The organism is Algoriphagus terrigena DSM 22685 (genome assembly GCF_000429445.1).
Lineage (GTDB): Bacteria > Bacteroidota > Bacteroidia > Cytophagales > Cyclobacteriaceae > Algoriphagus > Algoriphagus terrigena.
This window is the reverse complement of record NZ_AUBW01000010.1, coordinates 149,397-163,091: the sequence shown is the minus strand read 5'-3', so window position 1 is coordinate 163,091 and position 13,695 is coordinate 149,397. Positions and strand designations below refer to the sequence as shown.

The 13,695-nt window shown below is 47.9% G+C and carries 13 protein-coding genes and 1 other RNA gene; 6 read left to right on the top strand and 8 right to left on the bottom strand.

The features are described from left to right. Both G459_RS0110925 and gap read right to left on the bottom strand, forming a co-directional pair. Positions 1-621, bottom strand: a complete 621-nt coding sequence (locus tag G459_RS0110925) for an LON peptidase substrate-binding domain-containing protein (protein ID WP_026967694.1) — start codon at positions 619-621, stop codon at positions 1-3. A gap of 99 nt (positions 622-720) precedes the next feature. Continuing rightward, positions 721-1,725 (bottom strand): type I glyceraldehyde-3-phosphate dehydrogenase, encoded by a 1,005-nt coding sequence (gene gap, locus G459_RS0110920; protein WP_026967693.1) that lies wholly within the window; start codon positions 1,723-1,725, stop codon positions 721-723. Positions 1,726-1,979: 254 nt separating this feature from the next. Here gap and G459_RS0110915 point away from each other — a divergent pair, with 254 nt between their 5' ends. Next, positions 1,980-2,852, top strand: coding sequence for a S1 family peptidase (locus G459_RS0110915; RefSeq protein ID WP_026967692.1), 873 nt, complete (start codon positions 1,980-1,982; stop codon positions 2,850-2,852). Positions 2,853-2,912: 60 nt separating this feature from the next. On the opposite strand, the gene G459_RS0110910 is transcribed toward G459_RS0110915, so the two are convergent. From G459_RS0110910 to G459_RS0110890, 5 genes are all read right to left on the bottom strand, one after another. After that, positions 2,913-5,144, bottom strand: coding sequence for an NADP-dependent isocitrate dehydrogenase (locus G459_RS0110910; protein ID WP_026967691.1), 2,232 nt, complete (start codon positions 5,142-5,144; stop codon positions 2,913-2,915). Positions 5,145-5,316: 172 nt separating this feature from the next. Beyond that, positions 5,317-6,114 carry an amidohydrolase gene (locus G459_RS0110905; protein WP_026967690.1) on the bottom strand — a complete coding sequence of 266 codons (798 nt, stop codon included), beginning with the start codon at positions 6,112-6,114 and terminating at the stop codon, positions 5,317-5,319. Continuing rightward, on the bottom strand, positions 6,114-6,668 hold the full coding sequence (def, locus tag G459_RS0110900) for a peptide deformylase (protein ID WP_026967689.1): 555 nt from the start codon (positions 6,666-6,668) through the stop codon (positions 6,114-6,116). Before def ends, G459_RS0110905 begins: the two co-directional genes overlap by 1 nt. Then, entirely contained in the window at positions 6,665-7,078 is a 414-nt protein-coding gene (gene ruvX / locus G459_RS0110895) for a Holliday junction resolvase RuvX (protein WP_026967688.1), read from the bottom strand. The genes def and ruvX overlap by 4 nt, the downstream gene beginning before the upstream one ends. After that, on the bottom strand, positions 7,078-7,836 hold the full coding sequence (locus G459_RS0110890; protein ID WP_026967687.1) for a hemerythrin domain-containing protein: 759 nt from the start codon (positions 7,834-7,836) through the stop codon (positions 7,078-7,080). Before G459_RS0110890 ends, ruvX begins: the two co-directional genes overlap by 1 nt. Before the next feature lie 156 nt (positions 7,837-7,992). On the opposite strand from G459_RS0110890, the gene G459_RS0110885 reads away from it, so the two are divergent. The 5 genes from G459_RS0110885 to G459_RS0110860 all read left to right on the top strand — a co-directional run bounded on the left by G459_RS0110885 (position 7,993) and on the right by G459_RS0110860 (position 13,057). Continuing rightward, complete coding sequence (locus G459_RS0110885) at positions 7,993-9,648, top strand: S41 family peptidase (RefSeq protein ID WP_026967686.1); 1,656 nt, start codon at positions 7,993-7,995, stop codon at positions 9,646-9,648. Positions 9,649-9,768: 120 nt separating this feature from the next. Next, a complete protein-coding gene (locus G459_RS0110880; protein WP_026967685.1) occupies positions 9,769-10,167 on the top strand; it encodes a VOC family protein in 399 nt (132 codons plus the stop codon). A gap of 138 nt (positions 10,168-10,305) precedes the next feature. Then, positions 10,306-10,737, top strand: a complete 432-nt coding sequence (locus tag G459_RS0110870; RefSeq protein WP_026967684.1) for a VOC family protein — start codon at positions 10,306-10,308, stop codon at positions 10,735-10,737. 140 nt (positions 10,738-10,877) lie between these two features. Next, the gene (locus G459_RS0110865) at positions 10,878-12,365 is read left to right on the top strand and encodes a DUF5687 family protein (RefSeq protein ID WP_026967683.1); all 1,488 of its coding nucleotides are present in this window, start codon (positions 10,878-10,880) and stop codon (positions 12,363-12,365) included. Next, on the top strand, positions 12,362-13,057 hold the full coding sequence (locus G459_RS0110860; RefSeq protein ID WP_026967682.1) for an ABC transporter ATP-binding protein: 696 nt from the start codon (positions 12,362-12,364) through the stop codon (positions 13,055-13,057). Before G459_RS0110865 ends, G459_RS0110860 begins: the two co-directional genes overlap by 4 nt. Positions 13,058-13,221: 164 nt before the next feature. On the opposite strand, the gene ssrA is transcribed toward G459_RS0110860, so the two are convergent. Continuing rightward, positions 13,222-13,624, bottom strand: a transfer-messenger RNA (tmRNA) gene (ssrA, locus tag G459_RS29415). Positions 13,625-13,695 lie beyond the last annotated feature (71 nt).

The window sequence follows — 13,695 nt, the reverse complement described above, 5'->3', positions numbered from 1 at the left end:
TTAAAAATTAAGCGGATCCAGATGTTTGAAATGCCCGTTGAGTTTGATTCTCTCCCTGGCTAGTTCCACTGCTTTGATCACCGGAATCATTCGCTTGAAATGCTTGATCAGGTACTCGGTCCTTTGGCTTTCGGACTCGATTTGAAGCAGTTCCAGTTCTTCTTCTAGTTTCAATCCCAGTTTATGGGTAAAAGTGAAGGAGTTGACCGTTTCTGGATTGAATTCTCCCTGGAATTTCAAAAGGTGCAGCATCTCCTTTAAATAGAAGACAAACTCATGATGCAGAAACTCTGAGATCTTTGGGTCGTCATTCAGGTAGAAGATCGTTCCGCCTGCATACGACTTCCCTTGCATCGGATTATCGAAACTCAGAATTCTAAAAGATCTCAGTCCGCGGGTCTGAATATCGAGGCGTCCGTCCTCGTAGCGCTTGTTGACTTTCTCAAGCAAGACCTCTGTCCCGAAGCTGCTCAGCTTGTCCAGATAGACGCAGATCCCAAATGACCTCCCGCCTTGCTCGATGTCCGAGAGAAGCTCCTTATACCTTGGTTCGAAGATATGCAGGTTCAGTTCCTCTCCAGGGAAAGCCACGAGCTTCAAAGGAAAAAATGGCAGATACATAGACGCAAATTTAGCTACTAACCGATAACCGATGGCTTGGTTTCGGGAACTTACCATTTGAAACGAAAAAAGCCCCGAAATCTTCGGGGCTTTAGCTAATTATTTTTTCGCGATGAAAGCGAGCAGGTCGACTACCTTGTTAGAATAGCCCCACTCGTTGTCATACCAAGAAACTACTTTCACGAACGTGTCAGAAAGCTGGATTCCCGCTTCCGCATCGAAGATAGAAGTTCTGGAATCACCGATGAAATCGTTAGAAACGACTGCGTCTTCGGTGTAGCCCAAGACGCCTTTCATGGTGGTCTCAGACGCTTCCTTCATCTTAGCACAGATCTCAGCGTATTTCGCAGGCTTTTTCAGTCTTACTGTCAAATCCACTACAGATACGTCTGGAGTAGGAACTCGGAAGGCCATACCGGTCAGTTTGCCGTTCAGCTCAGGGATCACTTTACCCACCGCTTTAGCGGCACCTGTTGAAGATGGGATGATGTTTTGACCAGCGCCACGTCCGCCTCTCCAGTCTTTGGCAGAAGGGCCATCGACCGTTTTCTGAGTAGCTGTAGTCGCGTGCACCGTAGTCATCAAGCCTTCTTCAATGCCCCAGTTGTCGTTCAAGACTTTTGCGATCGGAGCAAGGCAGTTGGTGGTACAAGAAGCATTGGAAACGAAAACCATGTCCGAAGTATAAGAATCTTCATTTACGCCCATGACAAACATCGGAGTGTCGTCCTTAGACGGAGCAGACATGATTACCTTCTTCGCGCCTGCATCGATGTGGCCTTGCGCGGTGTCCTTTGTAAGGAAGATACCAGTTGATTCGATGACATAGTCAGCTCCGATTTCACCCCATTTCAGGGCAGCGGGGCTTTTCTCGGCAGTCACGCGGATGGTGTTGCCGTTCACGATCAGGGAGCCGTCTTTTACTTCGACAGTGCCTTTGAACTGACCGTGGGTAGAGTCGTATTTCAGCATGTAGGCCATGTAGTCGACATCGATCAAGTCGTTGATAGCTACTACCTGAATGTCTTCTCTTTCTTGCGCTACGCGAAAAGCGAGGCGTCCGATTCTTCCGAATCCGTTGATTCCTACTTTAATCTTGCTCATAAGTATTGTTGATTTTGAATATAGGTTTGATTCCAAAAACAGGGTCAGGAGACCTCTTTAGGTCAAAATTTCCTGAGGGCAGGCTAAGTTATTACAAATAAACGGATAGCCCAAACTTCTTTCGTTTGGGGGATTTGCGAATGACATTGATTTCGATTTCAAACGATTTCGCATCCGAAAATTTTTATTTTGGCCTTCAAAAAGTTAAACAACCGCTATTTTCAAAGAGTTTCAAAAATGAATTCCCTTCCCAGATGTTTGTAGAAGCCATTCAAAAAGTCGCCGGATTCACCCGGGCGATCCATTCCATTTCCAGGAATTTTGGAAGCCAAAAGGTCGAAAGGGGAGCGGCGACCCTGTTTTTTGTCAATGAAGAAGGATGGGCTTTGACCTGCAAACATGTCGCTCAATGGCTTACGCAGGCTGATTCGATCAACAAACGGTTTCTGCAATACAAGACAGAATCAAAGACACTGAATGCTTTGCAAAGAAAGGCCCTAGCCAAGAAGCTTGCGTTGGATGAGAATAAGACCTCGGAGATGTTGGTGACCTTTGTGGATAGCGTGGATCGGATCAGCAACATCCGCTTTTTCCTTCATTCCGAATATGACTTGGCATTGTTGAAATTCGAAGGCTTTGAGAAGACCCTTTATTCGGGCAGTCCGGTATTTCTGCAAGATGATCAAACGGCTCAACCTGGGCAGATGCTGTGTCGGCTGGGTTTTCCTTTTCCCGAGTTTTCCAATTTTCATCTCAATATGGACAAAGACGCGCTGGAATGGACTAAAGTCGGCCAGGCAAGATCTCCGAGATTTCCCATCGAGGGTATGTTGACTCGGTTTTTGGGGGGTAAAAACGGGAAAATCCATGGAATCGAAATGAGTACTCCTGGACTCCGCGGGCAAAGCGGAGGGCCACTTTTTGACACGGAAGGAAGAATCGTTGGAATGCAAAGTAGGACCAAACACCTGCATTTGGGATTTGACATCGAGGACAAAGAAGTGGTCGCACACGGGAAGGTCAAAAAGGTCAACGACTACGCTTTTATCCATCTCGGAGAATGTGTGCATGTCTCCGTAATCAAGGAATTTATGACCCAGAATGGAGTCAAATTTCAAGCTGGTTGAGCTCAAAGAAACTTGCTTTGAAATCAAAAAGCCGGGCTTTTGACCCGGCTTTTATTTTTGCTATTCTATCGATTCTATTATTTCATTGAAGGTCTTGCTTGGTCGCATCGCCGTTGAAGTCTTGGAAACTTCAGGACGGTAATACCCCCCGATATCGATTGGTTTACCTTGCGAGCTGTTGTATTCTTCCACAATGATTGCCTCGTTAGCGGAAAGTGCCTCTGAGATCGGAGCGAACTTCGCTTGCAGTACCGCGTCTTTGGTTTGCGCAGCAAGAGCCTCCGCCCAATACATCGCAAGGTAGAAATGACCTCCGCGGTTGTCCAATTTGCCAACCACACGGGCTGGAGACTTGTCGTTGTCCAGGAACTTGCCTGTTGCCGCATCCAAGGTCTCACCCAAAAGCAATGCTCCGGGATTGTTGAACGTCTGACCCAAATGCTCCAGTGAAACTGCCAACGCTAGGAATTCTCCCAAAGAATCCCAACGCAAGTGACCCTCTTCGGTGAATTGCTCCACATGCTTCGGTGCAGATCCTCCAGCGCCAGTCTCAAACAAGCCGCCGCCGTTCATCAGAGGAACGATTGAAAGCATCTTGGCTGAGGTGCCAACTTCCAAGATTGGAAACAAATCGGTCAGGTAATCTCTGAGCACGTTTCCGGTCACAGAGATCGTGTCCTTGCCCTCTTTGATTCTTTGGCAGGAGAAGATGGTCGCTTCTACCGGAGGCATGATATGAATTTCCAGACCAGCGGTATCGTGGTTTGGAAGGTATTTCTCCACTTTTTTGATCAGTTCGGCATCGTGACCTCTCTGAGGATCCAGCCAGAAGACAGCAGGAGTGGCAGATAGTCTGGCCCGGGTGACGGCTAGCTTCACCCAATCCTGAATCGGTGCGTCTTTGGTCTGGCACATTCTCCAGATATCTCCGGCTTCGACTTCGTGGGAAAGCAAGACGTTGCCAGCAGCGTCCACTACGTTGACTGTGCCTGCGAAAGGGACTTCAAAGGTTTTGTCGTGAGAGCCGTATTCTTCCGCTTTTTGCGCCATCAAGCCAACGTTTGGCACACTGCCCATGGTAGCTGGATCAAAAGCGCCATTTTCCTTGCAGAAATCGATGGCCGCTTGGTACACACCGGCATATGATCTGTCTGGGATCACCGCTTTGGTATCCTGGAGTTTCCCTGCTTTGTCCCACATCTTGCCGGAGCTGCGGATCATCGCTGGCATGGACGCGTCGATGATCACGTCACTTGGCACGTGGAGGTTGGTGATTCCTCTGTCGGAATTGACCATTGCCACCTCCGGGCTGTCTGCATAGCAGGCATCGATATCAGCCAGTATTTCAGCTTTTTTCTCTGCGGGGAGCTTTTCCAGGTTTGCCAAAAGATCACCAAAACCGTTGTTGACGTCTACTCCGACGGAATCCAGTGTGGCGGAATGTTTTGCAAATACTGGTTCGAAAAAGACTTTGACCGCGTGTCCAAATATGATCGGGTCGGAGACCTTCATCATGGTGGCCTTCAGGTGAAGGGAGAATAATACGCCTGCTGCTTTTGCGTCAGCCTTAGCCTTTTTCAGGAAAGCCTTCAAAGCAGAAATGCTCAAGGTTGACGCGTCGATCACTTCACCGGCTGACAGCTTCAAGCCAGACTTCAGCGTCTCCTTTTTACCGTCTTTGCCCACCAACTCAATGGAAACGGTGGTTTCAGACTCGACTGTCAGAGATTTTTCACTTCCGTAAAAGTCACCTTCCGTCATGCTGTCCACGTGGGACTTAGAGCCCGAAGCCCATTTTCCCATGGAATGCGGATGCTTTCTGGCGTAGTTTTTCACTGCCAAAGGAGCTCTTCTGTCGGAGTTTCCTTCGCGCAAAACGGGGTTCACTGCCGAGCCTTTGATCTTGTCGTACTTGGATTTGACGGTTTTCTCTTCGTCTGTTTTAGGCTCTTCCGGATAGTCAGGAAGTGCAAAGCCCTGTGCCTGCAACTCTTTGATGGCGGCTTTCAACTGAGGAACGGAAGCCGAGACGTTTGGAAGCTTCACGATGTTTGCCTCCGGTGTCGTCGCGATCTTGCCAAGTTCGGCTAAGTCGTCGTTGATGACTTGCTCAGGCTTCAGATACTCTGGAAAACTTGAAATAATCCGTCCTGAGAGGGAAATGTCTCTTGTCTCCACCTGCACACCGGCAGATTTGGTGAAGGCTTGTACGATAGGAAGTAGAGAATACGTGGCCAAGGCAGGTGCCTCATCTGTCAGCGTATAAAGGATTTTGGGAGTTTGATCACTCATAGTTTCAATAGGATGCTAAAAAGGATTTACCTGTCTTGCTTTCCGAAGTGTTGGCTGACGCCGTCCGTTGAAAAAGGGAAAACAGGGTCTGAAATTGGCGCCTAAAATACAAAAATTAGGCTTGTTTCAAACTCCGGCAAAGTAAAGTAGGGGAATTAAAGCGGAATGGATTTCAGAGAATCCTAAACTCGTCCGCGTCTTTCCAGGCGGGAAATTTGATTCGGAATTCTTGGAGCTTTTCAGCTGAAAAAGTGACGGTCTGGATCTGGTCTTTCTCTCCCAAGCCGGAGATTTTTTCTCCTCTGAAATCATACGCGGCCGAATGCCCGGAGTAAGCGATGCCATTTCCATCATTTCCGATCCGGTTGACTCCGATGGAATAAGCGAGATTTTCGATGGCCCGAGCAGGAAGCAGGGCATCCCAGGCGGAAGTCCGAGCAGCAGGCCAGGATGCGATGTAGAAGATGATGTCGTAGCTGGCGATGTCATTTTCCCAGCCGTTTCTTGACCACACGGGGAACCGCAGGTCGTAGCAAACCTGAGGGCAGATTTCCCAGCCCTTGAGGTTGAAGATCGGGAGCTTCAGTCCGGGGGAAAAGACTTGGTCCTCGTTGGCCATGCGGAACAGGTGGCGCTTGTCGTAGTGCTCGGTATAGCCGTCAGGATTTACCCAAAGCAGACGGTTGTAATATTTTCCCCCTTCCGAGATAATGGCGCTTCCGGTGACGGTCGCTTTAGTCTGTGCGGCCAGTTGCTTCATCCACCTACAGACTGTCAGATTCATCGGCTCGGCGAGCTTAGCAGCTTCCATACTGAATCCTGTCGGAAACATCTCAGGAAGGATGATCAGGTCTGTTTTTCCTTTGAGGCCCCAGATTTTTTCTTCCAGCATGGCGAGGTTCGCAGTCTTGTCCTGCCAATGCAGGTCAGTCTGAACCATCGAAATGCGGATTTCTGGGCTTCTTCCCATTATTTGAGGGGGTAGATCATTCGGTAGTCTGTGGAGATTTTTCCTTTGCTGACATCGATCAATTTAGCCTGGATCAGACGTTTTTTCAAGCCCTTCAGGTAGTCGATGAAGAGGATGCCTTCGAGATGATCGTATTCGTGTTGAATGACCCTCGCGGTCATACCGGTGAATTCCTCTTCCCTCAGGTTCCAGTTTTCGTCGTAGTATTCCAGGGTGAGTTTGTCAGGGCGGATGATCTCAGCCCTTACTTCCGGAATGCTCAGGCAACCCTCTTCGAAGCGATAGTCATCCCCGTATTCTTCCACTATAATGGGGTTAATAAACGCACGACGAATGCCTTTTTCCTCATCGTCTTCGTCCAGCATCAGGGTGCTGTCGATGACAAACAGGCGGACGCCTTGGTTGATTTGTGGTGCAGCCAGACCCACACCACTGGCAAAATCCATCGTGGCGTACATGTCATTGATCAAAGCTGTCAGATCAGTGCCTTCGGGGATTTCTTCCGCTTCTTTTTTGAGGATGGGATTGCCGTAGGCGACTATAGGGTAAATCATTGTTGTGCTAGGTAAGATTGTAATATGATTGCCGCGGAGACTTTGTCCAGATTTCCGGCTTTTTCCCGGCGGTCTTTCTTTTTGCTGCCCATGGCAATCATGCTCTGCATGGCCATCTTGGAGGTGAATCGTTCATCCACAAGGGCTATTTTTTTTTCGGGGAAAACTTGCTCAAGTTCCTGTTTCAGTTTGAGGACTCTCGGAGTCATTTCATTGTCCTGCCCGTTGAGCCGGATCGGAAGTCCGAGAACCAGGACTTCGACTTCTTCTTTGGCGCAATAAGCTTTGAGAAACGTCATCAGTTGATTTGTTTCGACCGTCTCCAGTGGGTTTGCCAGGATTTTCAGCGGATCGGTAACAGCCAAACCCGTGCGCTTAGTTCCCAAATCTATGGCAAGAACTCTGGGCATCAGTTGGTTCGAATTTTTTTTCGGATGGAGCGAAGCGCTTCCCTCTCTAATTCTACAGCCTTTGGGAAAAGCAGCTCGTCTTCAATCTTGGCGTGGATCGAAAGTTCCTTTTCGAAGTTCTGAAGTTCGTGGTAGAGGACCTTCATCGTCAGCGGAGCATTGGGTTCCAAGTGGTAATCTTTGGTCAGGCGCCTGATTCCCTCCATTTCGTCGTCGTGGATCTCGTGCTGATCTGCCAGCAAATTGATTGGGTCTTTCTCCAAAATAGTCAGCGCATCGTGAGTCGCGAAATGACCGTCTTCGATGTCTTGCAGGAGCTCAATTCGTTTGAAGAGCCGGCTCTCTTCCTCGTGAATGTGGTGGATGAAATCCTCGACAAAAAGCGGAAACATAATCCGGAGATCGGCCATCAGCGCGGCAAAATCCTGCTCGGGCGGAATACCGGAAATAAGGTTGGACAGGAATGGAAGCTCCTGACGGACAAAGAAATAGTGTTTCTTTTTGAGATAAGCTACGAGCAGCTCGATGGGGTTGAGGAAGAGCTCTTCGGGAGTCGGATCTACCCGTTTTGCCCAAGACTCTAGCTCCGCGATCAGCGTCCTGGGATTGACTTTATGCCTGCGGCAAACCTTCTCCAGTGAATCGGTGGGATATTGGTAAAAGCTGATTCCGAAGTAGTGTAGAACGGCCGCGAAAACATAGTTTTCGGAAACCAATTCACCCACTGAAGACTTTTCGAAATCCCGATCCAAGTTCATTGGACAAAATTAATTTTTTTTGAAGGAAAAAGGGGAATAAATCTGACCTTTAGCGACCTCAGTCGTACAAACAATCGTTAATTTTATCTAAAATCCATTTTCATTGTGGATCATTTAGAGGGAGATTGAGTTATTTGAATATAAAACGAAGAAAAAGTGAGCGAGACCAAGAATACTAAATCACAAATCAGGCTGCCGATCATTCTTGCCCTTGCGATTTCTGCGGGGATTTGGATCGGAGCGACCTTTGCAGAGCCAAAGGGTAACCAAAATGACCTTCGTGCTGCGCTCTATAAGCTGCAGGAGATCATGACTTATATCAATCGAGACTACGTTGACAGTGTAGATACAAATGAGCTGGTGGAGTTTGGCATCACCAAGATGCTTGAAAACCTCGATCCACACTCCAGCTATATTCCGGCAAGGGATGCATCGCTGGCTCAGTCACAGTTGGAGGGCGAATTTGACGGGATCGGTGTCGAATTCGGCATTATCCGGGACACCATTTACGTGGTTGCGCCGCTTACTGGCGGCCCATCCGAGGCCTTGGGGATTCAGTCCGGGGATCAGATCATCACAGTGGATGGAAAGACAGTGGCGGGAATCGGGATTACCAACCGGGATGTCTTTGACTACCTGAGAGGCCCGAGAGGGTCAAAAGTAATGATTGATATTAAGCGGAGGAATCAGTCCGAACTGATCCCGTATGAAATCACTCGGGACAAAATTCCTCAGTATAGCATCAACGCGTCCTACATGGTCGATAAGGAGATTGGATACATCAAGGTGACCCGATTTGCAGCGACGACTTACGAAGAATTCAAAACCTCGCTTGCTCAGCTGCAGGCTCAGGGCATGAAAAAGCTTATCATCGATCTTCAGGGAAATCCCGGCGGATACATGGGGGCGGCGATAAACATGGCGGACGAACTGCTTGGAGACCGTGATCTGATTGTTTCTCAAGAAGGAAAAGTAAGCCAATACAGCCAGAAGGCGTTTGCTTTCAAGCCTGGAATGTTCGAGGAAGGATCCGTGATCGTGTTGATCAACGAAGGGTCTGCTTCCGCTTCGGAGATCTTGGCGGGAGCGATCCAAGATAACGACCGCGGGTTGATCGTCGGTAGAAGATCTTTTGGAAAAGGACTCGTGCAGATGCCGATAGATTTGTCAGACGGTGCGGAGTTGAGATTGACCATCGCGAGGTATTTTACCCCGTCCGGCCGATCCATCCAAAAGCCATACGATCAAAACTATGATGCCTACGAGACTGATCTGGTCAACCGCTACACTCACGGGGAGTTCTTCTCTGCGGACAGCATCAAGTTTAACGACAGCCTGAAGTACGAAACCAAGAAAGGGCGTACCGTCTACGGCGGCGGCGGTATTATGCCGGACTATTTTGTCCCCTTGGATACCACTATGAATAGCCCGTATGTCAACAAGCTGTTCAACACGGACGCCTCCAGGGAATATATCCTGGACTTTGTGACCAAAAACAAAGAAAGCTTCGCTGCAATGAGCCAAGATCAGTACTATACAGAATACAAGGTCAGTGATGCGATGCTCATGGACTTGGCGGAGTTTGGCAAGAAAAGCAAAGTGGACTTCGATGCACAGGATTTCAACAAGTCCAAGGAATACCTGAGGATTTTGGTGAAAGCGCATCTGGGACGTCAGATCTATGACGACAACGCGTTCTACAAAGTCATCAACGATATCAATGAGGTGTATCTTCAGGCGATGAATCTATTCGGAGAGGCAGACCGCATCTCCATGGCGGACACACTGAAGCCTGCGGGAGTGGAAGAGTAAGATTCCCAAACGAAAAATATTGCCAAAAGCCAGTCCATCCCGGGCTGGCTTTTTTTGATTTCAAAAATTAGGGCTGAACTTAGCCCACTTCTAGCCAACTTTCCTTTAAACCGTTTTTTTATGACTGGACTTCCCAAGATCAAAATCAACCATATCGCCATCCACGTTGCTGACTTGAAGCGAAGCCAAGCATTCTATTCCGATGTTTTGGGACTGGAAATGACCGAGGAGCCCTTCAAAGACGGACTTCATGCCTGGTACGACATCGGGGGTGGAGCCACGGTTCATCTGATCGAAGAGCTTAGGCTGATTCCACCGGTGGAGATTTCGAAGACCAATCATCTATGTTTCAGCGTGTCGGACATGGATGCGTTTATCGAAAATCTAAAGAGGAACAGCTGTCCGTTTGAAAACTGGGCAGGCGATCAAGACAAGATTCACATCCGGCCAGACGGAATACAACAGATATTTTTCAGGGATCCGGATAACTATTGGGTAGAAGTAAACAATGATTTTTAGTGCTTTTCTTGGAAACGGCTTGATCCTGAAAATCAAACAGAAGTCGACCGATAACTTATTTAATCCGACTTTTTGGAGGACGCTAACCTCTCGTTTGACTAAAAAAACTTATTATCGAGCACAAAATCTCTCCAGATCATGAAAAAGTTAGTAACAATAGCCCTCCTTCTGGTTTCGCTGACCTCATTTGGCCAAATCAAAGTCAATCATATCGCTGTCCACGTCTCAGATCTGAAAAAGGGCATGGACTTCTACCAAGATGTCCTTCAATTGAAGAAAATTGAAGATCCTTTCAACGACGCAATTCATGCGTGGTACGATATCGGAAACGGCTCAGCACTTCACCTGATCGAGTCAAAAGATGTCCCTTCTGAGAAATCCAAGGTCAATCACCTTTGCTTTAGTATTCCGGATATGGATGCTTTTGTCCAAAACATGAAAGACCGAAGCTACCCCTTCGAGAGCTGGACTGGAGTAAAAGGGGAAGTCACCAATCGGGTGGATGGAGTTAATCAAATCTACATTCAAGACCCCGATGGCTATTGGCTGGAGATCAATGACGATTATTGATTTCCGTCGATTTAAGGCTGTTTTGCTGTAGGTTTTCTACGGAATTGCCGTCAACTGCTCTCCTCATTTCGACAGAGCTGAAGGGAATCCGACGGTTTCAGCATATTTTGCATCAGGAATTTTAAACTCACAACCTAGGCATGTTTTTCACCCTCATCCGACTGCAATATCTCAAGAGTGTCCGCTCCACTTCTTTTGCAAAAAGCCTACTGACGAATATCCTGCTGGGTTTTCTGATCTTGGTTTTGCTAGGCTACGTGGTTGCCATCGGGATCTTTCTCAAATTCATCCTTGAGAAAGTCGTGCCGGGCCAGGATCACATTGCCTTAGTCAATAGCTTCGTCATTTACTTTTTTCTGGGGGAATTTGTCTACCGATATTTTCTTCAAAAACTGCCCGTATTGGAGCTTGAGAGTTTGCTGCATCTACCGATCGGTAAGAGCTGGATCATCCAAATGCTCTTGACCCGCTCCTTCATTTCTCCGCTCAGTATCATCGCCATTCTGCTGGTATTGCCATTCTCCATCCAAGTCATCAGCGAGAAATACGGAGCCTTCGGAGCTGTGAGCTGGGTAGCTACGATCGCTCTGGTGAGCTGGACCCTTCATTGGTTTATGCTTTGGTTCAAGCAGCGTTTTGAGGATAGCCTGATCGGACTGGTGGTTGTCTTTGCGGTCTTGGTATTGGGCGCTGGATCCAGCTACATGGGTTGGTTCAATCTCGGAGAGATGATCAAGCCCTTGTTTGATTATGCGCTGGTCAGTCCTGTTCCTTTGATTGGGATGCTGTTGGTCATGTGTGGTGCTTATTTTCTTTGCTATCGTTTCTACGTATCTCATGCCTACCTGGAAGACCTGGCCGAGGAGGAAGATGTCCGTTTCGTCAACCAGTCCATTGGATTTTTCTCCAGATTTGGACTGGCAGGAGAGCTCGCCAACGTGGAATGGAAGCTGATCATCCGACACAAGAAAAGCCGTACTTTTCTGATGATGACGGCCTTTTTTCTACTGTATGGACTCATCTTCTACAACAATCCGGCTTACACCACAGAAGACGGATTTAGCTTCCTTTTCATCTTCGTCGGAGTATTTATCACGGGGATTTTCATGATCCAATATGGCCAGCTGTTTCTCAGCTGGAACTCTGCAAATTTCGATTTTTACCTCAATCAAAAAGGCGGAATCGAAGCACTGGTAAAAGGCAAATACCTGCTCTTTCTGTCTATTTCCCTGATTTGCTTCCTCGCCTCTGTGCCCTATGTGTACTTTGGCTGGCATTTTCTTTTGATCCACTTGGCGACCTTCTTATTCAACGTCGGCATATTGGTTCATGTGATCATCTATCTGGCACTTTGGAAGCCAAAACCGATGGATCTCAACAAAGGGGCGATGTTCAACTACGAAGGGGTCGGCGCCGCCCAGTTTCTGATCATCATACCCATGATGCTCGGTCCTTATCTGATTTACGTGCCATTTTCGCTGCTTTTCAACGACTACATAGGCCTCTTGGCACTGAGTATCGCCGGAATCCTGGGCATATTTGGATTCAAACGCCTTTCCCAAATCAACATTAACCGAGTAATGACTAACCGTTACGAAATATCATCCTCCTTCCGTCAAGAACTATGATACAGCTATCCCAACTCAAAAAACAATACAAAGAAGTCGTTGTCCTGGATGTTCCGACGCTGGAGATTCCCAGTGGAGAGTGCTTTGGCCTTGTGGGTAATAACGGCGCGGGCAAGACCACGCTCTTTCGTGTGATGCTGGATCTCGTCAGAGCGACTGCCGGATCGGTCACGATCAATGGCGCGGACGTCAGTAAGACAGAGGACTGGAAGGCTAAAACCCGGGCCTTTTTGGACGAACACATGCTGCTGGCCTATCTGACGCCGGATGAATATTTTGAGACCCTTCGAGTGATTTACGGCCTGTCTGTCGCCGACTTGAAGCTTCACTTGGACAAGTTTACCGAGTTTTTCAATGACGAGGTGTTAGGCAAAAAGAAATACATCCGCGACCTGTCCAAAGGCAATCTGAAGAAAGTCGGAATCGCTGCGGCCCTGATGGGGAATCCGGACGTGGTGTTCCTCGACGAGCCATTTGAAAATCTCGATCCAAGCTCACAGATTCGGTTGAAGAAGCTGATCTTGAAGGAAAAGGAGAATTCCTCGTTGACCTTTTTGATCTCCAGTCACGATTTGAATCACGTCACGGAGATCTGCGAGCGGATAGTACTCTTGGAAAAAGGCAAGGTGATCCGAGACCTTCGGGATAGATCTGAGATGATGGCAGAGTTGGAAGCTTACTTTACCGGGTGATTTTGAAAAATAAGATAGAAAGCCTCTTGGAGTGATCTGAGAGGCTTTTTTTGTCAGGATTCTTTTTTCGAAAAAGAGTCTATTACATCAATAATGAACTGATGAAGGTTTTGGCTTCAAATGGTAGAGAATTAAAAAGCCTCCCGAATCACTTCGGGAGGCTTTTGTGGAGCTGGCGAGAATCGAACTCGCGTCCAGATAAGGAAACACCGTACCGTCTACATGCTTAGTCATCGGTTGTTTTTTCGATCAGTATATGCTGGATGACACACCTCATGCTGACTTAGCTACCGAGTCTTAGGCCTGCTTAATAGCATCACAGGCAGCAGTCCAATCAAGTCGACACCCCGGAATCCACCCCGAAAGGACGGGGGGCGGAGGGATGTGGCTGGGGAATCACTCTCGTGACTCAACCCTTTAAGCGATCTATCCTAAAAGGTTAGATTAAGCAGCCATGGCGTAAGAAGTTTCGCCATTTATCGTTCGTATGAATCTTTCAAGGCCGTACATACTCCAGCCTGCATGCGAGCCCGATCTTTACACTTACTGTCAAAACCGGTCAGCCCCATTTGTGTTAGGAAGACAAAAGTAATCCAATTTTGGTTCCAAGTGAGAAAATTTGCGATTTACGAAATACG